Here is a 25917-nt window from a genome sequence, read left to right as displayed (position 1 = left end):
CAACGCCGCCATGCGCGCGCGCAGCATCCACGCCGAAAACGCGCACGCAGGCAAGACGCCGCGCCACGTCGTGGCCGCGCGGCTCATGTCGGCGACAGGGCAGGAATGTGGCTCGCTGTAGACACCGCTGCGGCCCAGCAGTGCGACAATGACGCAATGTCTGGTTCCAATCCCCCGCCGCGTCGCTTGCGGCCGCTGTTGTCCAGCGAAGGCTGGCGTCGTCGCGCTGCACTGTGGGGCGGCGCCATTGCGGTGGCGCTGGTGGCGATCGTATTCGCCAAGGCCAGCGACGCGGCCTTTCATCTATTTCAACGCATCACCGCACACTCGATCTGGTGGGCACTGCTGCTGACGCCGGGCATCTTCGCGCTGCTCGCCTGGCTCACCTCCGGTGCGCTGCGGCCTACGCGCGGCAGCGGCATCCCGCAGGTGATAGCCGCGCTGGAGCACCCGGAGCCGGCGTATCGCGACAGCAACCTCTCGTTGCGCGTGTCGGTTGGCAAGCTCGCGTTGACCACCTTGTCGCTGCTCGGCGGCGCATCGGTGGGACGCGAAGGACCCACCGTGCATGTCGGCGCCAGCCTGATGCATGTGTTCGGGCGCTGGTTCGGTTTTCGCGACCCACGCGAGCTCTCGCATTTCCTGCTCGCCGGCGGCGCCGCCGGTATCGCGGCCGCGTTCAACACCCCGCTCGCGGGCGTGGTCTTTGCGATTGAAGAACTGAGCGGGCGTTTCGAGCACCGCTTTTCCGGCACCCTGCTCACCGCGGTGATCGTCGGTGGGGTGGTGTCGCTGGGCCTGCTGGGCAACTACACCTATTTCGGCAAGGTGGCCGTGGCCTTGCCCTTGGGCCAGGCCTGGCTGGCGATCGCCTTGTGCGGCAGCGTGGCCGGGTTACTCGGCGGCATCTTCGCGCGGATGGTGCTGGCCAGCGTCAGCGGCAAACCGCGCTGGTTGGGCGCGCTGCGCCAACGGCATCCGGTGCTGCTGGCCGCATTGTGCGGCGTTGCACTGGTCGGGCTGGCGCTGGTGTTCGGGCAAGGCGCCTTCGGCACCGGCTACGAACAGGCGCGCAGCCTGGTGCAGGGGCATGCGGTGGTCGGCCACGAGTTCGGCATGATGAAACTCATCGCCAACCTGGTCTCGTATCTGGCCGGCATTCCAGGTGGCCTGTTTTCGCCGGCGCTGGCAGTGGGTGCCGGCATCGGCCACAACCTCTCGGTACTGATGCCCAGCGTGGATCCGCGCACCTTCGTGCTGCTGGGCATGTGCGCCTATCTCACCGGCGTGACCCAGGCGCCGCTGACCTCGGCGGTGATTTCGCTGGAACTCACCGACACCAGCCAGATGCTGCTGCCGATCCTGGCCACCGTGCTGATCGCGCGCGCAGTCTCCGGGCTGGTCTGCAAGACGCCGATCTATCGTGGCCTGGCCGAGCAGTTGCTGGCACCGGGTGGCGCTACCGTGGCACCGACGACTTCCGCGCCTGGTCACTGACGCTGGATGCGGCCGGCCAGCAGTGCGCAGCGCGGCCGGCTGCGACAGCAACGATTCAGTGCCGGGTCGCCTGGTGATCGACCACATGTCCCGGCGTTGATCGGGTGGCGCCAGGCGTAAGCCAGCGCGCACACGTACGCCAGGTCCATGAACGTGCCGGGGAAAAGACGTTGCCGCGACCTGATCGGGCATCGCCTGGCCAGCCGGCGCCTTCACGATGCCGGCCGGGCAATGCCGGACAGCGGACATAAAAAACGCGGCGCAAGCGCCGCGTTCTGGTGTCGCGAAGCTGGCCGGGATCAGCCGGCCTTGGCGACGGTCTTCTTGGCGACGGCCTTCTTGGCCGGGGCCTTGACCACACCCTTCTTGGCAACCGGGGCAGCTGCACCCACGACAACCTTGCTCACCGCGTGCGAACGCGAATTGCCGTAGCTGGCGTTGTAGCGCTTGCCCTTGGCGGTCTTACGGTCACCCTTACCCATTTCGTCGACTCCTGAATGTGAATACAAATTCCCGTGCTGGCACAGGTCTGGCGAGGTTTCACCGGCGGCGCCCTCGCGCAAGGCCGACAAGCCTACCACGGCGGCCCCGGCGCGCGTAGCTGGGCAGCGCCCGACCGCCTTGCCGCACTGATCGATCCAAGAACGATGCATGCAGTCGTGGACTGTGCTCGGCCGCGGTTGGAGCAGCAGAGCAGCCAGAAAATGCGGCGGGCAGACGTGGAGGAACTCCGCTGTCCGCACCGGCCTGGCGGCGACGCAACCGCACGACGACAAAGGCTTAGTGCGGCTAACAAAACGTAGCGAGCAGCTATCAGGTGGGCACTAACGGCACGCTCAGAACCTTAGCGTACGCGTGGTACATGCCGATTCCGAGCACCGGCCGCGACCGCCTGGCGGCTGCGCAGTCGTTTTGTTAGCCGCCCTTAGTGCGCGCAGCTGGCGTCGTGCACATGCCCATGCCCGTGATTCAGACGCAGATTGACCAGGTGGGCGATACCGACCAGGGCGCCGCCCAGCGTCATCACCACCGCATGCGGCACCACCGAATGATGAAGCGGGTCGTACAGCAGGCCCAGCCACAGCAACCCCAGGCCGGGCAGCAGCAACGCCAGTGCATGCAGCGCTTTATGCCGGCGATACCCGAGCACAAGGCTGAAAAGGCCCAGCAGCGTCACGAACACCACGATGGCCCGTTCCACCCCGTCGCCCAGCCAGAACGACAGGCCCAGCGAAGGCGCCAGCGCCAGCACCAGTGGCAATACCGCACAGTGCACCGCGCACAGCAGCGAGCCGGTTGCGCCGAAGCGGTCAAGAAGATGGCGAAGGGTTGGTAGAGGCATGACGTCCAGCAGGGTACTCGCGGCGACGTGGAATAATATAACATCTTACTGTTCCAGCCCCGCATCAGTGCATCGCGCAGTCATGCGGGCTCGCCGCCGGCGCAGCAGGAAAGCTGCGCCTTACCACTGATACACAGTAACAATTACAGAGTCCGGTCCACCATGCCCTCTTTTGCTCCCTCTTTCCGCCGTTCTGCGCTCTCGCTGGCCCTGACCAGCCTGCTGACCCCTGCCCTGGCCATGGCCGAGGACGCTCCGGTCGCTGCCGATGGGCAGACCCCGCCCAGTTCGGACACGCGCCACGATGCCAGCCCCTCCAGTGGGCGTCATATCAAGGATCTGGACAAGGTGGTGGTCACCGCCAGCCCGCTGCGCGATGCGGCCGGTGAGTTGAGCCGCCCGGTGGAAGTGCTGGCCGGCGAGCGTCTGGACGAGGTGCGCAGTTCCAGCCTGGGCGAAACCGTGGCCAGCCTGCCCGGCGTGCAGAGTTCCAACTTCGGACCCGGCGTGGGCCGGCCGATCATCCGCGGCCTGGACGGCCCGCGCGTGGCAGTGCTGCGCGACGGCCTGTCCACCCAGGACGTATCCACCGTCAGCCAGGACCATTCCCCGGCGATCGAGCCGTTCCTGGCCAATCAGATCGAAGTGCTGAAGGGTCCTTCGACCTTGCTGTATGGCTCCGGCGCCATCGGCGGCGTGGTCAACGTGGTCGACGGGCGCATCGCCGAGACCCCGGTGGACGGCTTCAGCGGGCGCGCCGAAGTGCGCATGGACGGCGGCGACAAGGACGGCAACACCGACATGTTCCGCGTCGATGCCGGTAATGGCAGCGGGCTGTCGATCCACGCCGATGGCGTGTATCGCAACCAGAACGACTACGACACGCCGAAAGGTCGCCAGCTCAACAGCTGGATCGATTCCAAGGTGGGCTCGATCGGTGCATCGCTGTCCGGCGACTGGGGGTTTGTCGGCCTGTCGGCATCGCGTTTCCGCGACAACTACGGCAACCCGGGCGAGCCGGGCGACCCGTCCATCGGCGAGCGCGGCGTGTCGCTGAAACTGCAGCAGGACCGCTACGACCTCAAGGGCGGGCTGACCGATCCGTGGGGCGAAGGCAGCGCGTTGCGTTACAGCTTCGGCCATACCGATTACGCACATACCGAATTCGAAGGCGCCGAAGTCGGCACCGTGTTCACCAAGCGGGCCAACGAAGGCCGCGTGGAAGCCTCGTTCACGTTTGGCGGCGGCTGGCAGACTGCATTCGGTCTGCAAGGCAGCGACAGCACCTTCCAGGCGATCGGCGAAGAATCCTTCGTGCCCAAGACCGATACACGCTCGCTCGGCGCATTTGCCGTTGCGCGCAACAGTTGGGAGCGGGTCACCGCCGAAGTCGGCGCGCGCGTGGACAAGGTCAAGTACAAGACCGATGTCGGCGTGGATCGCGATTTCACGCCGACCAGCTTCTCGGCCAGCGGCGGGTTCCGCTTCAACGAACAATGGCGTCTGACCGCCAACCTGGACCACGCCGAGCGCGCGCCGGCCGAAGAAGAACTGTTCGCCAACGGCCCGCACATCGCCACCCTCGCCTTCGAAATCGGCGACGCCAACCTGAAGACCGAGAAGGCCAACCAGGCCGAGCTGGGATTGAATTTCCAGAATGACTGGGTGGATGCCAAGGTGGCGGCTTACTACAACCGCTACAACGACTTCGTCTACATCGTCGACACCGGCGGCCAGTGGTTCAACGAAGAAGACAACGACTTCCTGCCGATTCGCCAGTGGACGCAGGCCGATGCGATCTTCCAAGGTTTCGAAGGCGAGGCCACCGTCCACCTGGCCAACAACGAGAACGGTGCGTGGGACCTGCGCGTGTTCGGGGATACCGTGCGGGCGCGCCTGAACGATGGCGGCAACCTGCCGCGGATCGCACCGGGCCGCTTCGGTGCGCAGCTGCGCTGGGATGCGCAGCAGTGGCGCGCATCGCTCGGTGCCACCCGCACCATGAAGCAGGACAAGGTGGCAGTGAACGAAACGCCGACCAACGGCTACACCTTCGTCGATGCACATCTGGCGTATCACGTGGACCACGGCAGCACGGCGTGGGAAGTGTTCCTGGACGGCAACAACCTGACCAACCAGGACGCACGCGTGCACACCTCCTTCCTCAAGGACGATGTTATGCTTCCTGGCCGCAGCGCCTCGTTCGGCGTGCGCCTGTTCTTCTGACGGCAGACTCTCTCCCCTGCTGACTGGAAGGAAGGCCGCCTTCGGGCGGCCTTTTTTATGTGCATTGCCGAGCTATCGGCGCCGGCTTGCGCGCACTGCACTGCGCCTGCAGTCGCGTTCGCCAGCGCGTGGATTTGCACGGCACTCAGGACGGGAGCACCGACGCGCGACACGCCAGCACGACCTTCTTCCCAACGTGGAAGCGCAGCCCACGGCTGCTGCGTCGCACAACACGCTGCGGCGCATCTAGGGTTAAAACTTCATTAGCACTGCGCTGACAGGGGGCGCAAGCGACGCGATAGCGCGGGCGCGCGCGTGCACTGGCTGCCGATGCCTGCACACGCGGCGTGGCTCGGCAGCGTTCTTGCACTTTAAGACAAGGAGCCTTGCGCATGCGTTTTTCATCGCCCCGCTACACCCTTTCGCTTGCCGTCGCTGCCGCGCTGCTGGCACCGGATGGCCGCACGCAGACCGCCACGCCTGCATCAGGCAATCAGGAGGCCACGACGCTGGATGCGGTCATCGTCAGCGGCACCGCGCGCTTCAAGGGCCTGGCCAAGCGCGACGCCAGTTTTTCGATCACCACGGCCAGCCCGGAGCAGATCCAGCAGGCGGTGCCGCAAAGCACCGCCGACCTGCTCAAGATCGTGCCCGGCGTGTGGGCCGAGCCCAGCGGCGGCGGCACCGGCGCCAACATCTTCGTGCGCGGCATGCCATCGGAAGGCGATGCGCCGTTCGTGACCATGCAACTGGATGGTTCGCCGCTGTTTCCGCCGCCGACCCTGTCGTTCCTGGAGAATTCCACGCTGTTCCGTGTCGATGACACCGTCGAACGCATGGAAGTGCTGCGCGGCGGCTCCAGCCCGATCTTCTCCAACGGCCAGCCCGGATTGACCGTCAATTTCATCCAGAAAAAAGGCCAGGACGAACCCGAAGGCAGCGTGCGCCTGACCGGCGGCAACAACGCCTTGCGCCGCATCGATGTGTTCAACAGCGGACCGATGGGTAATGGCTGGTACTACAGCGTAGGCGGTTTTTTTCGCGAAACCGACGGCGTGCGCGACCCGCAGTTCTCCGCCGACAAGGGCGGCCAGTTCAGCGCCACCTTGAGCAAGCGCTGGGACAACGGCGAGCTGTCGTTCTACGCGCGCCACACCGACGATAACAACGCGTTCTACACCGCGATCCCGTTGCTCTCGCGCAACAACGGCAACGATCTTTCCAGTTTCCCCGGCTTGAACGCGCAGACCGGCACCCTGCTCGGCCGCGATTTCCGCAATGTGGATCTGTTGGTCGGACCCGATGGCCAGACGCTGCGGCGCGACCTGGCCGACGGGCGCGGCGTCAACATCGACGTGTTCGGCGGCGAATGGAACTGGGAGAGCGGCGGCTGGACCGTTGCAGACCGCTTCAATGTGATCAGCGGCAGCGCACCGACCTACGCGCTGTTTACCGGCGATGCGCCACAACGCCTGGGCGATTTCATCGCCAGCTACGGCAGCAGTGGTAGCGCCAGCTACACCAATGGGGGCGGCGTGGTGGATGCGAATCAGCAGGTGCTCGAAGCCGGATGGTGGTCGGTGGACAAACGCCTGAATTCCTTTACCAACGACCTGCGTCTGAGCCGCGAGCTGTTTGCCGGCAACACGCTGACGGTGGGCGCGTATTACGCCAAGTATTCCTCTGCCGACACCTGGTACCTGGGCAATACCATGTTGCTCACCGCGCAAAACAACGCGCGCCGCATCGATGTGGCGTTGGACGATGGCCGCCAGGCCACGCGCCAGGGGTTCACCAGTACCGCGTTCTTGAACCTGCGCGCCAAGTACGACGGCGAAAACATCGCCGCCTTCGTTGCCGACGAGTGGGAGCTGAGCGAACGCCTGCGCCTGGACCTGGGCGCACGCTACGAGCGCCAGAGCGTCACCGGCGATGTGCACGACACTACGACCGTGGATCTGGATGGCAACCCGGCCACGTTGCACGACAACGCCACCTCGCTGGCGCTGGCGACCACCCGGCGCATCGATCAGAACGATGAAGCGCTGTCATGGACAGCCGGTCTGAACTTCACGCTGGACCAGCACAACAGCCTGTTTGCGCGGGTCAACTCCGGGGTGAAGTTTCCCGGCTTCGACAACCTGCGCGATGGACAGACCCGCGTGCAGGACGTGGATCAATACGAGCTGGGTTTGAAGTCCGGCACAAGCGTCTACGACCTGTATCTCACCGCGTTCTACAACACCTTCAAGAACTCGCCGTTCCAGGCATTTTTGGCCAATGGCGAGAACTTCACCGCCGTGGGCGATTCGCGCGCACGTGGCCTGGAGGTGGAGGGTGCGATCCGGCCGTTCGGCGGGTTCGAGCTGGCTGGCACCGGGGTGTGGCTGGACGCCAAGTACCGCAATTATCGCGAGTTCACCGGCAACCAGGTGATGCGCCAACCCAAGCGCCAGTTCCGCATCACGCCCAGCTATTACTGGATGCTGCCGTTCGGCGACCTCAAGGTGTTTGCTACCTATTCGTACATCGGCGAGCGCTTTGCGGACCTGGCCAACAGCCAGCGCCTGCCTTCGTACGACATGCTGGATATCGGCGCCAACCTGCATGTGGGCGAACATTGGGAAGTGACGGCCAGCGGCAGCAACGTCACCGACATGCTGGGCCTGACCGAAGGCAACGTGCGCGTGCCTGGCGCAGCCACCGGTGGTGTCTTCATGGGCCGCCCCATCGCCGGGCGGCAGTACCAGATGTCGGTGGCGTACCGCTGGTAGTTCGCCGCCACACGCTGAGCCGCGCAGCAGCGCAGACTGCTGCGCGGCACCTCGCTACCGCATGTCTCGATGCGCAGCCTGGTGGCACTGGCATGCCCGGGCCATGGCCGACGTTGCCAGACGCTGCGGGCCGCATGCGTTTTCCCATGCGCGGCAGACCGTGTAACACGGTGATGACAGGACGGAGCCGAACAGCGCCGCATGCGAAGCACGACGACGCATCGTGATCACTTATTTCGATCGAAGTGACTGCCACTGCCAAATTTTTCTGCAATTTTCGTCGGCAGAACTTCGCATGCAACGCATCACCCGACACGCCAGCCGTAAATTGCGCGATGTGTCACGAAGATGTCGTCGCTGGCATGCCTTGCAGACAATGCTGCCCCCATTTGTAATCCAGGCGTTCTTGATGCACACGCATCGACAACATCGGCTGCGTCGACACGCACAGGGAAGCCGACGCCGGACCTGACCGCAGCGTCCATCGGCAGACATGCGCTTGGTAACTCAACTGGGATAAACGCACATGGCTCTTGTTGCAGCCTCCTTTGCATCGATGTCGCACACCCCGGGCATCGACACGCGGCATCTGACTGCCTGCGGTGCAGCTCGGCTTTCGGATCGCACTGCCTGACGGGCTTTCCGGACCCGGCTGGCACCTGTTGGGTCCTTCACTCGCATTCCTCTTTCCGGCTCCACCAACACCGGCTTCACAGGCGCGAGCTTCGTGGAGTGGAGCAGTTGCAAAGGCCGATCGCGCGGTTGGCCTGACGGAGGAGTGTGTCACTCGACGGCGCCCCCCATTTGACTGGAATCAAACGGAATGAACTCTCTTCGCAGGCGACCTCTCGCGCTGTTGATCGTTGTCCTCCTGAGCGGCAGTACGCCGCTGTCGGTACTTGCTGCCACCCAGGCAACGGCGGCCGCCACCCCGGCCACTACCAGCGCCAGCAATCGCGCCACAGCGAAAGCCACTGGCAACGACCCATTGCTGCGGTACCAGTGGCATATCTCCAATCAGGGGCAGGCCGTGATCGGCGACAGCCGTCCGGTCGCCGGCGTGGACATGGATGTCGACATCCTGCATGCCCTGGGCATTCGCGGAGCCGGAGTCAAGGTGGCGGTCATCGATGGCGGGCTTGAGATTGCGCATGAGGATCTCGTCGACAACATCGTTGCCGGCGGCTCGCATAACTTCTTGAATGGTTCCAACGATCCGACGCCGCCTGCGGATGAAATCGACAATGACCACGGCACCGCGGTCGCCGGCATCATCGCGGCACGCGGATGGAACGGTCTGGGTGGACGTGGTGTTGCGCCGGAGGCGAGTGTGGCTGGCTTCAATGCACTTTCCATAGTCGATGGCAGCAAGCAGTACGTCGATATCCGTTACTCCTGGGGTGATGGCCCGGAAGCCCGTGCGATGGACGTGTTCAACAACAGCTTCGGCATCTCGACAGCGGTCTATCCATTCAGCGATCTCGACGAGCAGCGCTCTCTGGAAAAAATGATGCGTGCCCAGCGTGGCGGCAAGGGCGGCATCTACGTCAAGGCAGCCGGCAATGATTTCAATACGCTGCTTGATGTGGATGCACAGGGCAAGCTGATTGATCGCTGCAGCGACCAGACCCGGCAGCTTGGCGTCGCCTGCAGTAGCGCCAATATCGACAACCTCAACAGCCTGACCACCATGATTGTGGTCGGTGCGGTCAACGCCGACGGTGTGCGTGCGAGTTATTCATCGCCCGGATCCGCAGTGTGGGTGTCCGGTCTCTCCGGCGAATTTGGGTTCCAGCGTCGCTTCGACCCGCATCCTGAGACTTACAGTCCGTTCTATACACTGCTCGCTGCGCAGGGACCGCAGCCATTCTTCTCACCGGCGATCGTGACGACCGATCTGAGCGGATGCGCGGCAGGCAATAACCGCGATCGCACGCGTGCGCCGCAGAACGCGCTGGATACCAGCCACTCAAAGATCGATGCCTCGTGCAACTACAGCGCACGCATGAACGGCACCTCTGCCGCCACACCGACGGTTGCAGGCGTCGCAGCGCTGATGCTGGGCGCCAACCCGCAACTGACGCTGCGCGATGTCAAATACATCCTGGCGACGACGGCGGTGCAGGTCGATCCCCATCAGGCCAAGGCGTTCTACAAGGACGCCGTGATCGAGCCCGCCTGGATCACCAACGCGGCCGGCCACCGTTTCAGCAACTGGTATGGCTTCGGCTTGGTGGATGCAGCCGCGGCGGTGGAGCGTGCGATGCATTTCACTCCGCTGCCTGCAATGCAAGACACCGAGTGGACCGTCTATGACGGTAAGAGCAGCACCATCGGCGGCATCGGTTCGCCAGCGCGATTGGCGATCGACATCAAGCAGTCCTTCAAGGTGGAAGGCGTACAGCTGTACTTCGCGGGGACGCACAAGAATCCTCGTCAACTGCGCGCCGTGCTGGTCTCGCCCAGCGGCACCCGCAGCACCGTGATGACGCCGTTTTCCACGCTCGATCCGGGCGATGGCTTCGTGGTCTTCCTGACCTCCAGCAATGCCTTCCTGGATGAGGCGGCCGCCGGCCGCTGGACATTGGAGGTGGACGACATGCTCGCCGACAACGGCAAGGAACAACTGCAGCAATTCGAAATGCGCGTGGTGGGCCACTGACATGAAAACTTCTCTGATCACATTGCTGTGCGTCGTTGCCGCCAGCATGTCTGCACCCGCCTCGGCACAGGTATTCGATCGCCCCCGCCTGCGGGCTGCCGCAACCGGGCAAACCGTGGTGGTGGACCGTGCCAGTTTCCGGCTGATTCCAGCAGCAGTGGTACAGCTGGCCGACACCACGCGCGGTACGGCCGCCACGCAAACGCTAGCAAACACACAGGCTAGCGCGAACGCACCGGTTGCCCGCGTCGATCGCTACGCGATCTACCTGGACACCAGCGGCGCGGCGGACGCGGTCGCGCGCACCGCGCGCAGCGAACCACCGGCGACCGTCGTTGCCGCGCTGGAAATGCGGAGCGGCCAGCCGGCATTGCTCGGCGCTTCGATCAAATTGTTCGAGACCACGCCAGCCATCGCGCGCGCACTGGCCAGGCGTACGGGCGGCAGGCTGATCTATGCTTCCGCCACCGACGGCAGCGCGATGATCGGCTATGCCTCGGCGATGACCGCATTGGACAATTGCCGCCAGCTGCAAGGCAGCAACGGCGTGGGCGCGATCAAGCCGGAAGTGATCGTTCCGGCGGCACGGCCGTTGTGACGCCACTGCGCGGGAACCGCGGCAGTCACGCGTGCCACGCTGCTGCAGTGTGTTGCAGCGTGGCGCGTCGGCGCAGCCCGCCTTACAGCGGCAGCGGGCTGCGCTCTGCGAACTGCCCGCGCCAATAGGGGTAGTACGGGTACGGCGGCTCCACCGCGCTGGCCTGATCCAGGCGGGCACGCTGGTCCTCGGTCAACGACCACCCCACCGCACCGAGGTTTTCGCGCAGCTGCGCCTCGCTGCGTGCGCCAATCAGCACCGTGCTCACGGTCGGCCGCTGCAGCAGCCAGTTGATGGCGATCTGCGGCACGCTGCGGCCGGTCTCTGCGGCGATGACGTCGAGCGCATCGACGATGTCGAACAAGCGCGTATCGTCGATCGCCGGGCCGGCCGCGGCGGTGGCGTGCAGACGGCTGTGTTGTGGCAATGGCTGCCCACGCCGCAGCTTGCCGGTCAGCCGCCCCCAACCGAGCGGGCTCCACACCACCGCACTGATACCTTGGTCGATACCCAGCGGCATCAGCTCCCATTCGTAGTCGCGCCCGGCCAGCGAGTAATACGTCTGGTTGGCGACAAAGCGGCTCCAGCCGTGCGCATCGGCGACCGCCTGCGACTTCATCAGCTGCCACCCGGAATAATTGGACGCGCCCAGATAGCGCACCTTTCCCGCGCGCACCAAGCCATCCAGCGTGGACAGGGTCTCTTCCATCGGCGTCATCGCATCGAAGGCGTGCAGCTGCAGCAGATCGATGTAGTCGGTGCGCAAACGCCGCAAGGAGGCCTCCACCGCACGCAGCAAACGGAAACGCGAGGCGCCGGCATCGTTGGGGCCATCGCCCAGGCGCAGGCCGGTCTTGGTCGAGAGAATCACCTGATCGCGGCGGCCCTGCAGGGCCTGGCCAAGGATGTCTTCGGATGCGCCATCGGAGTACACATCGGCGGTATCGAACAGGTTGAGCCCTGCATCCAGGCACACATCGATCATGCGCCGCGCCTGCGCCACATCGGTATCGCCCCATGCAGAAAACAGCGGCCCCTTGCCGCCGAACGTGCCGGCCCCCAGGCCAAGCACGGGCACCTTGAAACCGGAACGGCCCAGTAGACGGGTTTCCATTGAGAATTCCTTGGTAACGTTGAATGAGAGATGCGTTGGGTGACCGCTGGCCGCTCGCGCTTGTGGAATGCTGGGCGCGAAACCAGTGTTTATGCGCCTCGAATGCCGCCTGAGGCGCACTGCGCCAACCCGGCGAATGACCAGCGCGCGATCACCTCACCCCATCTGCGTACAGGCCAGTGGCGCAGTCGCGCGGCGGCGTTGCAACTGCACGCTCCATAGCGCCATGCCCAGCCCGATGGCACTCAACAGCGCGGCCACCCAGGGCGTTGCGGCCAGGCCCGCCTGCGTGGCGATCACCACGCCACCCAGCCATGCGCCCAGCGCATTGCCCAGGTTGAAGGCGGCGATGTTGAGGCTGGAGGCCAGGTTCTGGCCGGCGCCACGCGCGTGTTCCAGCACGCGCAACTGCAGTGGCGCCACGGTGGCAAAGGCGGCCACGCCCAATAGCCCGACAAAGGCCACCATGGCGGCCTTGCTGTGCAGGACACACCCCAGCGCGCCGAGCACCACCACCAGGGCGGCCAGGCTACCCAGCAGGGCCGCGGTGGGGCGACGATCTGCCAGCCGGCCACCGAGCAGATTGCCGACGATCATGCCCACGCCGAACACCAGCAGCACCGGCGACACTGCCGATTGCGCAAGGCCGGTGACCTGCAGCAGCAGCGGCTGGATGTAGGTGAACACCGCGAACACGCCGGCGTAGCCCACCACCGTGATCGCCAGCGCCAGCAGCACCTGCCCCCGCTGCAACACCGCCACTTCCTGCCGCCACGACACCGGCGTGGCAGCACCTGCCGTGGCCGGTACCCACACCGCGACCGCGGCAGTGGCCAGCACGCCGATCGCTGCCACCGCCCAGAAGGTCGCGCGCCAGCCCAGTTGCAGGCCCAGCCAAGCACCGGCCGGCACCCCGAGCAAGGTGGCCACGGTCAGCCCGGCGAACATCAGCGAGATGGCCGATGCACGGCGTTCGGCCGGCACCAGCGACGTCGCCACCACGGCGCCGACGCCGAAAAACGTGCCGTGGGCCAGCGACGTCAGCACCCGCGCGAGCATCAGGCTGGTGTAGTCCGGCGCCAGCGCGCAGGCCACGTTGCCGACGGTGAAGATCAGCATCAGCCCGATCAGCACCGCCTTGCGCGGCAGGCGTGCGCTGGCCAGGGTCAGCACCGGCGCACCGACGAACACGCCCAGCGCATAACCGCTGATCAACAGGCCTGCCGCGCTGAGCGAAACGCCCAGATCGGCGGCCACCTGCTGCAGCAGCCCCATGATCACGAATTCGGTCGTGCCAATGCCGAAGGCACCGATGGTCAATGCCAGCAATGCCGGCGGAAAGCGCGACGCACGCGCAGAGGTGAGATTGGACATGGGCATGGCCAGGGAGGACTGCGCACAGCCTGCGCCCTGCGTTTACTTACAGAAAGCCCTGCTATCCTGATTCACTTTCAAGCAATCATTGACAATCGCATGGACCGTCTTGGCGATATTGCCCTGTTCTTGCGCGTGCTCGACCTGGGCTCGATCACCGCAGGCGCGCGTAGCCTGGATCTGTCGGTGGCGGTGGCCAGCCAGCGTCTCAAGCGCCTGGAACGCGAATTGGGCGTGCGCCTGCTGCACCGGACCACGCGCCGCCTGCATCCCACTGCCGAAGGGCAGCGGCTGGCCGAACGTGGCCGCGTGCTGGTGGAAGATCTGGACGCGCTGGCCGAGGATCTGCGCGAAAGCGCGCACGACGTGGGTGGCGTGCTGCGCATGACCATGTCCGCCTCATTCGGGCGGCAATACGTGTCGCCGCTGCTGCCGGAATTCCAGGCCCGCCATCCGCGCCTGCGCATCAGCGCGCACCTGAGCGACGACCTGGTGGACCTGGTCAAACAGGGCTTCGATCTGGCGATCCGGATCGGACCGCTGGAAGACTCCGGGCTGGTGGCCCGGCGCATTGCCGACAACCGCCGTACCCTGGCGGCCTCGCCCGCCTATCTGCAGCGTCACGGCACACCGCGCACGCCGGACGAACTTGCACAGCACGCCGGCGTGTTGCTGATGGGCCGTGACGGCCGCCAGGACGTGTGGACATTGCAAACGCCCGACGGTGGGCTGGTGCGCGTGCGCATGCAGAGCCGCTTCGAAAGCAACTTCGGCGAGCTGGTGCGCGACGCCGTGGTCGCCGGCCAGGGCATCGCGGTGCATTCGTACTGGCACATCGCCGACGAATTGCGCAGCGGCCGCCTGGTCGAAGTGATGCGCGACTACCCCCCGCCCACCTCGCACATCAGCGCAGTGACGCCGGCGCGCCAGCTGCAACCGCCGCGCGTGCGTGCGTTCGTGGATTTCCTGCTGGAGCGGCTGGGCGAGCAGCCGCCTTGGGACCTGGCGACATAACGCCGCCGCGCGCATGGGACCGGCCGGCACCGGCGGTTGCCGTGCGGAAGGCGCTGCAGCGAAACGCGCCTGCCGCGACTGCGAGCAGGTGTAGGGCGCCGTTTGCGGCATGCCAGTCACCATCGGAAACGGCGGCATCGATGCATGGTCGCTGCGTCTCACGCGCCCCGACTGCGCGACTGGCTGGCGGCCCGAACGCGCAGCCTTCGGTCGCATGAGGTGACTGGCGAGCTGCTGCATCGTGCTATCGGCATGACCGTGCACGACCACAAGCTGAGGCCGGCAGCGTGCGCAACCGCCGAGGCAATCGCTCCCGCAGATCAACGCCCGCCGCGCAGCAGGCGTTTGTGCAGGCTACGCCGCTGCGCATCGCTCAATAGATGTCCATGCGTCCGCAACAGCCCCAGGATCTGCAGATGCGCCTGTGCGGTGCGCCGCGCCAATTCGGTGGCGGCAGCGGCTTGGAGCCGCTTCCACTCTGCCGGGCTGGTCGGCGTTGGAAAGCTGGAACGTTTTGCGGGCATGGCAGCAAGTGAATGCGAGAGACCTCGCCATGATACGGCCGGCCTGTGATCGCCCTATCAGGGCCGACGCAGTTCACGCGCAGGCGGCCACGACTGCTGCCGCGCTGTCCATCGGGCGCAAGCCCACCGCCCGCGCGATGGACCTTGCCGCCCACACCACCTGCACTCTTGTACGATCGGTGCCCTCGCGGCCGGGCCGCATCGCATCGTCGACGGGTTTTCGCATGTCTTCGCTGACCGAATTGAGCACGATCTTGCTGCGTCATGCGCCTGGCGACGGCATGCATCCCACGCAGATCGCCCGATTGCAGATCATGCGTAGCGCAGCGCCGACAGTGGCCATGCCCACTGTCTATACACCCATGCTGTGTCTGGTGGCGCAAGGCCGCAAGCAGGCAATGCTGGGCGCGCAGGCGTATGTCTATCACCCGCAGATGTACCTGGTGGCGTCGGTGGATCTGCCCATCGTCGGCTCGGTGATCCAAGCCAGCAGCGCGCAACCGTATCTGTGTTTCTGCCTGGACCTGGACACCGCGGTGCTCAGCGAGCTGGCGATCAATCATCCGGAACTGGTGGACACGCAGCGCGATGCGGCATCGGCCGGGCTGCTGCTCAATCGCAGCACGCCGCAGTTGCAGGACGCAGCGTTACGGCTGGCGCGCCTGCTCGATCGACCGCATGAAATTGCCGCGCTCGCTCCCCTGATCGTGCGCGAACTGTTGTACCGCCTGATGGCCGACCCGGCCAATGCGGCAGTGCGCCAGATGGCCATCGCCGACAGCCGGCTCAACCAGATTTCCAGGGCCATCGTGTGGTTGCGCGAGCACTATGCGCAGCGCTTCAGCATCGAGCAGATCGCCGATCTCTCGGCGATGAGCCGCTCCACCTTCCATGCGCATTTCAAGGCGGTGACCACGATGACGCCACTGGAATACCGCTCGCAGCTGCGCGTGCACGAAGCGCGCCGCCTGATGGTCGCCGAGGCGCTGACCGCTGCCGACGCCGGCTTCCGGGTTGGCTATGAGAGCGCATCGCAGTTCAGTCGCGACTACGCACGCATCCTCGGCATCTCGCCCGCGCGCGATGCGCAACGGCTGCGTGCCAACGCGCAGGACGCCACCGAAGCGGCGTGAGGTCTGCCGGGCGCAGCGCGGGCGGCGCAGCGGCCCCGGCAATCCGCCGCAGCGTCCACTCACGCCGAGGCGGCATCATCACCGCGCCAGCATCGGCATCACCGCTGTCTACTCGGCCGCATATTGCGCCTCGCTCACCTGCTCCAGCCAGCTGACGGGCGTGCCGTCCTGCGATTCGGCAATGGCGATATGCGTCATCGCCACGTTGGCATTGGCACCGTGCCAATGCTTGACGCCGGGCGGAATCCACACGATATCGCCCGGGCGGATCTGCTGCGCCGGCTTGCCCCACTCCTGCACGCGCCCGGCGCCGGCGGTCACGATCAACGTCTGGCCCAGCGGATGGGTATGCCATGCGGTGCGCGCGCCCGGCTCGAAGGTGACGGTGGCGCCGCCGACGCGTGCCGGTGCTTCGGCCTGGAACGGTGCATCGATGCGCACCTTGCTGGTGAAATACTCGGCCGACCCCACTGCCGACGGCGCCCCACCCGCCTTGCTCACCCTGATCGGTCTCGCGGCCTCATCAGGAACCACGGCGGCCATCATCGACAACGACATTGCAGTCGCGAACAGATTCATTGCAGTGCTCCTTGATTCGAGTGTTCGAACTGTAGCGCGCTTGTCCGAGGCCACTAACCGGCTAACCGCGCATGCTCCTAGAAACACGGCGCATCAATCCCGCGGCGCCGCGGAGTGCCTGCTGCAGCATTGAAGCCATCACGCACATTCGCGCATGATGCAGCCGCATGAATGGCATGCCTGACGCGGGCATTGGTGGCAATGGCACGGGAAAATCTCAATGACCTGCAGGTGTTCGTCACGGTAGCGCGCGAAGGCAGCTTCACCCGTGCCGCCGCGCAACTGGGCCTCTCGCAGTCGGCACTCAGCCACACCGTGCGCGCACTGGAGACGCGGCTGGGCATTCGCCTGTTGACCCGCACCACGCGCAGCGTGGCGATGACCGAAGCCGGGTCTCGCCTGTTCGAAACCGTGGCACCGCGCCTGGAAGAGATCGACGCGCAGTTGTCCGCGCTCACCGACTTCCGCGATAAGCCGGCCGGCACCATCCGCATCACCACCGCCGGCCATGCCGCCGATGCCTACATCTGGCCGGCATTGTCGAAGGTGCTGCCAGACTACCCGGACCTCAAGGTCGAACTGACCGTCGACTACGGCCTGTCCGACATCGTTGCCGAACGCTACGACATCGGCATCCGGCTCGGCGATCAGGTCGCCAAGGACATGATCGCGGTACCGATCAGCCCGATGCAGCGCATGGCTGTGGTGGCAGTGCCGGGGTATTTCGTGCACCACACCATCCCGGCAGTACCGGCCGATCTGGCGCAGCACAACTGCATCGGTTTACGCCTGCCCACCCACGGCGGTTTGCTGCCGTGGGATTTCGATAAGGACGGGCGCGAGGTGAAAGTGCGCGTGGACGGGCAATGGACCTTCAATGGCAGCAGCGCCATCCTGCGCGCCGCACTGGCAGGCGGCGGCCTCGCGTTTCTGCCGGAAACCATGGTGCTGGAACACGTGGCCGCCGGGCGGCTGCGCCGCGTGCTGGAAGACTGGTGCGAGCCGTTTGCAGGCTATTACGCCTACTACCCCAGCCGCCGCCAATCCTCCAGCGCACTAAAGGTCGTGATCGATGCATTGCGGCACGATCTGGTGCGTTGACCACGCTCGTACAGAGCCTGCCAGGGCGCGATGACGCGTGCGGCAGGCATGACCGCTGACGTTATTTGCCGACCAGTTTCTGCCGCTCCGGGCTGTAACGCGCACCGACAATCGCCACCGCATCCAGCGCCTGCTGGAGACGCGCAAGGTCCTCGTCGCTCAAGGTCAAGCCCTCACTAAAAACCACTCGGTACTTCGCGCCTGCCTTGCGTTGTCGGAGCCGTCGGGTTCGCACGATACGCCCGCAGGAACAATGCCACCGCGCCGCTGACATACGCATCCAGCTGCACCGATTGCGCCTCTGGCGCATCGCCGCGCGCGGCAGCGGTGGCCGGCCGCCCGGTCATCAATCCGAAAAAATGCACCGATGCATCGGGCAGGTTGTCGATCACCAATGCGCCGCGTTGCACCTCGCGCGCCAATAGCGTGCGCATCATGGTGTCGTAGCGCTCGAAGCACAGCGTCCACATTTCCTCGCGCACCTGGCCAGGCAGCAGTGGCGGGCGTACCAGGCCATACGCGGCATCATCCCGCATGCTGCTGGCAGACACGCGCAGCACTGCATCGGCTACCGCAGTCAGGCGTTGCTCCAGCGGCCCCTGCAGCTCCAGCAAGGCCGTCCAGCGATTGGGCGAGGCCTGCGCCAGCGCTTCCAGGGTGGTGCGGAACAGCACCTCCTTGGACGCGAAATGCGCATATACCGTGGCCTTGGACACCATCGCGCGCTCGGCGATGGTGTCCATGCTGGTCCTGTCGAAGCCGTGCTGCTGAAACAGCACGCGTGCCGCCGCCAGGATGGCGCCACGCTTGTCGTGCGGCGCACGCCTGGGCGCAACCGACGGTGCGTCGTCATCCACGCGGCGGCTCCGTTGCCGGGGCCGCGGCGGCAGTGGGCGCTGCGCTTTGCAGCCAGCCCCCGCCCATGGCCTTGTAGAACGTCACCAGGTTGGTGAAGCGCGACAGCTGGGTGTTGATCAAGGTCTGCTGCGCGCTGTACAGCGAACGCTGCGCATCCAGCGCCTGCAGATAGCTGTCGATGCCGCGTTCGAAACGCGCCTGCGACAATCGGTAGCTATCGGCAGTGGCATCCACCAGCGCTTGCTGGGCCTGCAGTTGCCTGCCCAGCGTGTCGCGCTGCGCCAACGCGTCGGAGACCTCGCGGAACGCGCTTTGGATCGACTTTTCGTAGCGCGCCACCTCGATATCGCGGTTGGCCTTGGCCATGTCCAGATTGGCGCGATTGCGCCCGGCATTGAAGATCGGCAAGGTCAGCGTGGGCACGAAGCTCCAGGCACGCGTCCCGGCATCGAATAGCCTGGACAGGCTACTGCTGGACGAACCGGTCGATGCGGTCAGGCTGATGCTGGGGAAGAACGCTGCCCGCGCCGCACCGATATTGGCGTTGGCCGCACGCAAGTTGCGCTCGGCTTCCAGAATGTCGGGGCGACGTTGCAGCAACTGAGACGGCAAGCCGGCCGGCACGCTGGCCAACACATTGCCTTCCACGCTCGCGTTGTCGGGCAGTGCATGCGGCAGCAATTCCACCGGCACTTGCGTGCCGACCAGCAGCACCAGGGCATTGCGATCCTGCGCCACCTGCGCGATGTAGCGCTCCACATCCACGCGTGCGGTTTCCACCGTGGTCTGCGCCTGACGCAAGGTCAGTTGCGAGGCCGCACCCAGTTCGAAGCTGCGCTGCTGCAGGCGATAACTGTCGCTCTGGCTGGCCAGGGTGGATTGCGCCAGCTGCAGCAACTGCTGGTCGGCCGCCAAGGTCAGATAGGCGGTGGCCACTTCTGCCACCAGGCTGATATGCGTACTGCGGCGTGCCTCGGCGGTGGACAGGAATTGCTGCAACGCCTGTTCCTTCAGGCTGCGCACGCGGCCGAACAGGTCCAGCTCATAGGCACTGACGCCGATATTGGCGCTGAAGGTGCGGAACACCTGCGGCTGGCCGGGAATGGCAAGCTCCGAGGGCGTGCGCGCATTGTTGGCGGTGCCGGTGCCCTCGATGGCGGGCAGCAGCGCGGCGCGGTCCACCCGATATTGCGCGCGTGCCACCTCGATATTGAGCGCGGCCACGCGCAGGTCGCGGTTATTGTCCAAGGCTAGCGCAATCACCTGCTGCAGCGCCGGGTCGGTGAAGACCTGGCGCCAGCCGATATCGGCAATGTACGCGGCGTCGGCGGTGCCGGCGGTATCGGCAGTGGCAGCCGGAGGGGCTGCCGACACGTCGGTGCCGGCAAATTGCGCTGGCACCGGTGCGTCGGGCCGTGTGTAGCGCGGCATCAGCGTGCAACCGGACAGCACGCTGGCCACGCCAAGCGCGCAGAGTGTCGTGCGAATCGTGATCATGTCAGTGTCCTGTCGGTTGCGGTGCGGGCGAGGCAGGCTGTGGACGGCGCTGGAACAGGCCGCACACCAGCACGAAGAACAGCGGCACGAAGAAGATCGCCAGCACCGTGCCGGAGAGCATGCCGCCGATCACGGCCGTGCCCAGCGCGTGCTGCGCGCCGGCGCCGGCGCCACTGGTCAACACCAGCGGCACCACGCCGAGGATGAAGGCCAGCGAGGTCATGAGGATCGGCCGCAAGCGCATGCGCGCCGCTTCCAATGCCGCAGCCACCAGGCTCTTGCCGCCCTCGTGCAATTCCCTTGCGAACTCCACGATCAAGATCGCGTTCTTCGATGCCAGGCCAATGGTGGTGAGCAAGCCCACCTGGAAGTACACATCGTTCATTTTCCAGGTCAGCATCGCTGCCAGCAGCGTGCCGAACACGCCCAGCGGTACTACCAGAATCACCGAGAACGGAATCGCCCAGCTTTCGTACAACGCGGCCAGGCACAGGAACACGATCAGGATCGAGACGCTGTACAACAGCCCGGTCTGACCGGACGAGGCTTTTTCCTGCCGCGACAACCCGGTCCACTCGAAACCGATGCCCGGAGGCAGCTTGGCGGCTGCGGCTTCGACGATCTGCATCGCCTCGCCGCTGGAAGCCGCACCCGGCAACGCCATGCCCAGGATCTCCATCGACGGCACGCTGTTGTAGCGCTCCAGACGCGGCGAGCCGGATTGCCAGCTCGCGGTGGCGAAGGCGTTGAACGGCACCATGGTGCCGGCGCTGTTGCGCACGAACCAATGGTCGATGTCCTGCGGGTTCATGCGGTAAGGCGCATCGGCCTGCAGCATCACCTTCTTGACCCGGCCCTTGTCGATGAAGTCGTTGACGTAGGTGCTGCCCCATGCGCTGGAAAAGGTATCGTTGATGTCGGAGATCGACACGCCCATCGCCTGCGCTTTATGCGGGTCGATTTCCAGCTTGAACTCCGGCGTGTCTTCCTGGCCATTCGGGCGCACCGCCACCAGGCGCTTGTCTTGCGACAGTTCGGCCAGCAATTGATTGCGCGCCTGCATCAGCGCTGCGTGACCCAGGTTGGCGCGGTCCTGCAGCATTAGATCGAAGCCGGTGGCATTGCCCAACTCCGACACCGCAGGCGGCGCGAACGCAAACACCTTGGCATCGCGGATACCGGCAAAAAATGCCCCGGCCCTGGCCGCCACGTCGGTGACGCTCTGGCCCTTGCCGGTGCGCTCGTCCCACGGCCGCAACTTGACGAAGGCAAAGCCCACGTTCTGGCCGCTACCGGCAAAACTGAAACCGGTCACGGCGAAGACACCGGCAACAGACTCCTTCTGGTCGACCAGGAAATGATGCTCCACCTGCTTGAGCACCTCGCTGGTGCGCGCGTTGGTGGCACCGGGCGGCAACTGCACCAGCACGAACAAGGTGCCCTGGTCTTCGTCCGGCAGGAATCCCACCGGCAATTTCATGAACCCGAACACCACCAAGGCCAGCAACGCCGCGTAGGCGAGCATGTAGCGCCAGCCCTTGCCAAGCATGTGCCGTACCACGCCCTGGTAGCCGGTGTTGCCGCGATCAAACAGGCGGTTGAACCAACCGAAGAACCCGGTGGTCGCCAGGCCGTGTCCCTTGTGCACCGGTTTGAGCAAGGTGGCGCACAAGGCCGGGGTCAGGATCATCGCTACGAGCACCGACAAGGTCATCGCCGAGACGATCGTGATCGAGAACTGCCGGTAGATCACACCGGTGGATCCGCTGAAAAACGCCATCGGGACGAACACCGCCGCCAGCACCAGCGCCACGCCGATCAACGCGCCGGAAATCTGGTCCATCGATTTCCGCGTGGCGTCCTTGGGCGACAACTGCTCCTCGCTCATCACGCGTTCGACGTTTTCCACCACCACGATGGCATCGTCCACCAGCAAACCGATCGCCAGCACCATCGCGAACATGGTCAGGGTATTGATGGTGAAACCGAACGCCGCAAGCACGCCGAAGGTGCCCAGCAGCACCACCGGCACCGCAATGGTCGGGATCAGGGTGGCGCGGAAGTTCTGCAGGAACAGGTACATCACCAGGAACACCAGCACCACCGCTTCCACCAGCGTGTGCACCACCTGTTCGATGGAGATGCGCACGAACGGCGTGGTGTCGTACGGCTTTTGCACCTTCATGCCGGGCGGGAAGAACTTTTCCTGCTCTTCCAGGCTCTTGTCGATCGCGCGCACCGTGTCCAGCGCATTGGCGCCGGTCGCCAGCTTGATCGCCAGACCGGCCGCCGGCTTGCCGTTGTAGCGGCCCACCGTGTTGTAGCTTTCGCTGCCCAGCTCGATGCGCGCCACATCGCCCAAGCGCACCTGCGAGCCATCGGACTGCGTGCGCAGCAGGATGTTTTCGAATTGCTCGGCGGTCTTCAGCCGGGTCTGTGCAGTGATGGTGGCGTTGAGCTGCTGGTTGGCCACCGCCGGCAACGCGCCCAACTGGCCGGCGGAAATCTGCGCGTTCTGCGCCTGGATCGCGTTGCGCACATCCACGGGCGTGAGGCTGAAATTGCTCAGCTTGTTGGGGTCCATCCACACCCGCATCGCGTACTGCGAACCGAACAAGGTGGTGTCGCCCACGCCTTCGACGCGGCTGATGGTTTCCTGCACGTTGGCAGCCACGTAATCGGACAGGTCCGAATCGCTCATGCTGCCGTCTTCGGACGTAAAGGCCAGCACGTTGAGGAAGTTGGTAGCCGACTTGGTCACTGTCACGCCCTGCTGCTGCACTTCCTGCGGCAACAACGGCGTGGCCAGCGACAACTTGTTCTGCACCTGCACCTGCGCGGTGTCCGGATCGGTGCCGTTTTCGAAGGTCAGGGTGATGGTCACCGCCCCGCTGGATTCGCTGGTGGACGCCATGTAGCTGAGGTGGTCCAGCCCCTTCATCTTCTGCTCGATGACCTGGGTGACGGTGTCTTCCAGCGTCTGCGCCGAGGCGCCCGGGTAGTTGGCGGCGATGGCGACTGCCGGCGGTGCGATGCTGGGGTATTGTGCGATCGGCAAGGTGGCGATGGACAGGATGCCGGCCAGCATCACGATGATGGCCAACACCCAGGCGAAGATCGGACGATCGATGAAGAAACGTGCCATGACGTGTGATCCCGCCTTAGTTGGCCGCACGCGGTGCGGTCGGGGCGGCAGGACCGGCAACATTGCCGGCGGCGGGTGTGGCCTTGGGCTGCCACGGCACGGTCTTGACCACGATGCCATCGCGTGCGCGCGATGCGCCTTCGACGACCACCTGCTCGCCGGGCTTCAGGCCGCTGCGCACCAACCACTGGTCGCCGACCGCGCGATCGGTTTCCAGCACGCGCAACTGCAGCTTGTGGTCGGCGGCGACGACAAAGGCCGTGGGTTTGCCCGCGCCGTTGCGCGAGACCGCCTGTTGCGGCACCAGCATGCCCTGCTCCTTGACGCCTTCCTGCAGCACCGCGCGCACGTACATGCCTGGCAACAGCTCGGCGTTCGGGTTGGGGAAGACCGCGCGCAGGGTGATCGAGCCGGTGTTCTGGTCGACGGTCACGTCGGAGAACGCCAGGTGCCCCTGCAACGGGTAGGTGCTGCCGTCTTCCAGCAACAGCGACACCTTGGCCGCACCGTCGCCGGCTTGTTCCAGATCGCCGCGCGCCATCGCCTGCCGCAGGCGCAACACCGCACTGCTGGGCTGGGTGACGTCGATGTAGATCGGGTCCAGCTGCTGGATGGTGGTCAGCGCCGTGGCCTGGTTGGCGGTCACCAGGGCACCCGGGGTCACGCTGGAGCGGCCGATGCGTCCGGAGATGGGTGCGTCGAGCCGCGCAAACGCCAGGTTGATGCGCGCGGTTTCCACGCTCGCCTTGCCGGCTGCCACGTCGGCCTTGGCCTGGCCTAGCGCGGCATCGGTGTCGTCGCCTTCCTGCTGGCTGATCGCCTTGATCTGCGCCAGTTCCTTGTAGCGCTCGGCCTTGAGCTGCGCGGTGCGCAGGGTCGCCTCGGCCTTGGCCAGGGACGCCTGCGCGCTGGCATAGCTGGCGCGGTACTGGGCCGGATCGATCTGGTACAGGGTCTGGCCAGCCTTGACGTCGCCGCCTTCGGTGAACTGGCGCGACTGGATGATGCCGCCCACCTGCGGACGAATTTCGGAGATCAGGTACGGAACAGTGCGCCCCGGTAATTCGGTGGTGAGCGTCACCGGTTGCTGCTTGACGGTCAGCACGCCCATTTCCGGAGTGCCTTCCTGCGGCGGCGGACCTCCCGGTGGGCTGCCGCAGGCACTGAGCAGGGCGGTGGCGGCAACGGCAACAGCAACAGCAAGCAACGACAGGCGAAACGAGGCATGAGCACGCACGGGCAGTCTCCGCAGGAGGTGTGATGATTGAATCTAAACGGTACGGTTCGGTATCCTAATAAGCACATGCGTGGCCGTCAAGCATTTCTGCCCAGTCGGTATACTTATGAATTATTGGGAGAACCTGATGCGGGTCAGAACCGAAGAAAAACGCGAGGCCATCGTCCAGGCAGCCAGCGAGGTCTTCCTCGAGCTGGGCTTCGAGGGCGCGTCGATGTCGCAGATCGCCGCCCGCGTAGGCGGCTCCAAGCGCACGCTGTATGGCTACTTTCCGTCAAAGGAAGAGCTGTTCGTGGCCGTTGCCAAGGACATGTCCGACCGCTATTTCGACCCATTGCTGCATGCGCTTTCGCAAAGCAGCGGCCCGGTCGATGAGGCTCTGCAGCGCTTCGGCGAGGATGTGCTGACCTTCCTGTGCGCCCCGCCCAACATCACCAGCTGGCAGACCATCATCGGGGTATCCGGCAGATCGGCGGTCGGCGCACTGTATTTCAGCGCCGGCCAGGAAGAAGGCATACAGCGCTTCGCCGAATACCTGCAGGCACAGGTGGATTGCGGCCTGCTCCATTGCCAAGACACCCTGCTTGCCGCCCACCAGTACGCGGCCTTGCTGGAATCGGAAACCTTGATGCCCTGCCTGTTTGGCGCACTCAAAGACCCCACGCCCGAGTTTCTGCGCGACGCGACGCGACGTGCGGTGCAGACGTTTCTGGCCGCGTATGGCGGCAAGGCAGGCAAGGCGGCGTGACGCCCTTTGCGACTTCACTGCATTGCACTGCGCCACGAGGCGCAGTGCGCGCATACGGACGCCAGGCCTGCAGTCCACTCAGGCGCCTAACTGCCCTGCCGCGCCGCTGGCTTGAGCGCAGCAGCATCATCACCGCATGACGCAACCGGGCAGCGAGGCTGCGCTGTACGGCCGGCACAGGAATGCTGCTGCAGCGATTGAACGGTGTTGCGCTTGCGCTTGAACACGTTGCCATCGCACGCATGTTGCCGCCCGGGCATTGCGCAACCAGCACCTTGGAACAGGCCGCGTCGAGGCACGACCTAGCGGCTGGTTACTCCGCCACTGCGCATTTCGCGCACAGGCCATGCACTTCCAGCGTCTGTGCCTGCGGCTGGAAACCCAGCGCCTTGGCGCGGGCTTCCAGTTGCGACACCACGTCGCGATCTTCCAGCTCCACCGCGCTGTGGCAGCGGTCGCAGATCAGGAACGGCACCGAATGCTGGGCGCTGTTG

General features: G+C 65.3%; 19 protein-coding genes, 1 other RNA gene and 2 pseudogenes. 9 read left to right on the top strand and 13 right to left on the bottom strand.

Annotated elements, in window-relative coordinates; genetic code table 11:
* Positions 1-105: 105 nt before the first annotated feature.
* Complete coding sequence (locus LN450_RS03430; RefSeq protein ID WP_011348045.1) at positions 106-1497, top strand: chloride channel protein; 1392 nt, start codon at positions 106-108, stop codon at positions 1495-1497.
* A 299-nt stretch (positions 1498-1796) separates the two neighbouring features.
* Here LN450_RS03430 and LN450_RS03425 read toward each other — a convergent pair whose 3' ends face one another.
* The 3 genes from LN450_RS03425 to LN450_RS03415 all read right to left on the bottom strand — a co-directional run bounded on the left by LN450_RS03425 (position 1797) and on the right by LN450_RS03415 (position 2839).
* Positions 1797-1979, bottom strand: a complete 183-nt coding sequence (locus tag LN450_RS03425; protein WP_008571876.1) for a 30S ribosomal protein THX — start codon at positions 1977-1979, stop codon at positions 1797-1799.
* A gap of 305 nt (positions 1980-2284) precedes the next feature.
* A non-coding RNA gene (locus LN450_RS03420) (sX9 sRNA) lies at positions 2285-2361 on the bottom strand.
* 61 nt (positions 2362-2422) lie between these two features.
* Positions 2423-2839: a MerC domain-containing protein gene (locus LN450_RS03415; RefSeq protein WP_008571877.1), complete on the bottom strand. Its 417-nt coding sequence runs from the start codon at positions 2837-2839 to the stop codon at positions 2423-2425.
* 162 nt (positions 2840-3001) lie between these two features.
* On the opposite strand from LN450_RS03415, the gene LN450_RS03410 reads away from it, so the two are divergent.
* The 4 genes from LN450_RS03410 (at position 3002) to LN450_RS03395 (ending at position 11099) form a co-directional block, all read left to right on the top strand.
* Positions 3002-5065 carry a TonB-dependent receptor gene (locus LN450_RS03410; protein WP_011348046.1) on the top strand — a complete coding sequence of 688 codons (2064 nt, stop codon included), beginning with the start codon at positions 3002-3004 and terminating at the stop codon, positions 5063-5065.
* 392 nt (positions 5066-5457) lie between these two features.
* On the top strand, positions 5458-7839 hold the full coding sequence (locus LN450_RS03405; RefSeq protein WP_011348048.1) for a TonB-dependent receptor: 2382 nt from the start codon (positions 5458-5460) through the stop codon (positions 7837-7839).
* Between the two features lie 823 nt (positions 7840-8662).
* On the top strand, positions 8663-10501 hold the full coding sequence (locus LN450_RS03400; RefSeq protein ID WP_011348050.1) for a S8 family serine peptidase: 1839 nt from the start codon (positions 8663-8665) through the stop codon (positions 10499-10501).
* A gap of 1 nt (position 10502) precedes the next feature.
* Positions 10503-11099: a hypothetical protein gene (locus LN450_RS03395; RefSeq protein ID WP_011348051.1), complete on the top strand. Its 597-nt coding sequence runs from the start codon at positions 10503-10505 to the stop codon at positions 11097-11099.
* Between the two features lie 82 nt (positions 11100-11181).
* Here LN450_RS03395 and LN450_RS03390 read toward each other — a convergent pair whose 3' ends face one another.
* Both LN450_RS03390 and LN450_RS03385 read right to left on the bottom strand, forming a co-directional pair.
* Complete coding sequence (locus tag LN450_RS03390) at positions 11182-12213, bottom strand: aldo/keto reductase (protein ID WP_011348052.1); 1032 nt, start codon at positions 12211-12213, stop codon at positions 11182-11184.
* Between the two features lie 156 nt (positions 12214-12369).
* A complete protein-coding gene (locus tag LN450_RS03385; RefSeq protein ID WP_014090618.1) occupies positions 12370-13587 on the bottom strand; it encodes an MFS transporter in 1218 nt (405 codons plus the stop codon).
* Positions 13588-13686: 99 nt separating this feature from the next.
* On the opposite strand from LN450_RS03385, the gene LN450_RS03380 reads away from it, so the two are divergent.
* Complete coding sequence (locus tag LN450_RS03380) at positions 13687-14601, top strand: LysR family transcriptional regulator (protein WP_008571887.1); 915 nt, start codon at positions 13687-13689, stop codon at positions 14599-14601.
* A 320-nt stretch (positions 14602-14921) separates the two neighbouring features.
* Here the strand turns inward: LN450_RS03380 and LN450_RS03375 are convergent, their stop codons facing one another.
* Complete coding sequence (locus tag LN450_RS03375) at positions 14922-15125, bottom strand: hypothetical protein (RefSeq protein WP_014090619.1); 204 nt, start codon at positions 15123-15125, stop codon at positions 14922-14924.
* Between the two features lie 224 nt (positions 15126-15349).
* Here LN450_RS03375 and LN450_RS03370 point away from each other — a divergent pair, with 224 nt between their 5' ends.
* On the top strand, positions 15350-16258 hold the full coding sequence (locus LN450_RS03370; RefSeq protein WP_011348053.1) for an AraC family transcriptional regulator: 909 nt from the start codon (positions 15350-15352) through the stop codon (positions 16256-16258).
* 108 nt (positions 16259-16366) lie between these two features.
* Here LN450_RS03370 and LN450_RS03365 read toward each other — a convergent pair whose 3' ends face one another.
* Positions 16367-16837 (bottom strand): (R)-mandelonitrile lyase, encoded by a 471-nt coding sequence (locus LN450_RS03365; protein ID WP_011348054.1) that lies wholly within the window; start codon positions 16835-16837, stop codon positions 16367-16369.
* Between the two features lie 201 nt (positions 16838-17038).
* Between LN450_RS03365 and LN450_RS03360 the strand changes: the two genes are divergently transcribed.
* Complete coding sequence (locus LN450_RS03360; RefSeq protein ID WP_041855142.1) at positions 17039-17938, top strand: LysR family transcriptional regulator; 900 nt, start codon at positions 17039-17041, stop codon at positions 17936-17938.
* Between the two features lie 61 nt (positions 17939-17999).
* On the opposite strand, the pseudogene LN450_RS23225 reads toward LN450_RS03360, so the two are convergent.
* From LN450_RS23225 to LN450_RS03340, 5 genes and pseudogenes are all read right to left on the bottom strand, one after another.
* A pseudogene (locus LN450_RS23225) lies at positions 18000-18110 on the bottom strand (aldo/keto reductase); the annotation flags it as partial.
* A 4-nt stretch (positions 18111-18114) separates the two neighbouring features.
* Positions 18115-18795: a TetR/AcrR family transcriptional regulator gene (locus tag LN450_RS03355; protein ID WP_011348056.1), complete on the bottom strand. Its 681-nt coding sequence runs from the start codon at positions 18793-18795 to the stop codon at positions 18115-18117.
* Positions 18788-20293 carry an efflux transporter outer membrane subunit gene (locus tag LN450_RS03350; RefSeq protein WP_011348057.1) on the bottom strand — a complete coding sequence of 502 codons (1506 nt, stop codon included), beginning with the start codon at positions 20291-20293 and terminating at the stop codon, positions 18788-18790. Before LN450_RS03350 ends, LN450_RS03355 begins: the two co-directional genes overlap by 8 nt.
* 1 nt (position 20294) lies before the next feature.
* Entirely contained in the window at positions 20295-23438 is a 3144-nt protein-coding gene (locus LN450_RS03345; protein WP_011348058.1) for an efflux RND transporter permease subunit, read from the bottom strand.
* Between the two features lie 16 nt (positions 23439-23454).
* Complete coding sequence (locus tag LN450_RS03340) at positions 23455-24675, bottom strand: efflux RND transporter periplasmic adaptor subunit (RefSeq protein WP_011348059.1); 1221 nt, start codon at positions 24673-24675, stop codon at positions 23455-23457.
* A gap of 106 nt (positions 24676-24781) precedes the next feature.
* Between LN450_RS03340 and LN450_RS03335 the strand changes: the two genes are divergently transcribed.
* Positions 24782-25423, top strand: coding sequence for a TetR/AcrR family transcriptional regulator (locus tag LN450_RS03335; RefSeq protein WP_008576090.1), 642 nt, complete (start codon positions 24782-24784; stop codon positions 25421-25423).
* Positions 25424-25736: 313 nt separating this feature from the next.
* Here the strand turns inward: LN450_RS03335 and LN450_RS03330 are convergent.
* Positions 25737-25917: pseudogene (locus LN450_RS03330) on the bottom strand (transcriptional repressor); the annotation flags it as partial.

The organism is Xanthomonas euvesicatoria pv. euvesicatoria, from assembly GCF_020880415.1.
Taxonomy (GTDB): Bacteria; Pseudomonadota; Gammaproteobacteria; order Xanthomonadales; family Xanthomonadaceae; genus Xanthomonas; species Xanthomonas euvesicatoria.
Note: the sequence above shows the minus strand (reverse complement) of the source record. Positions and strands in the feature narration are given on the sequence as shown.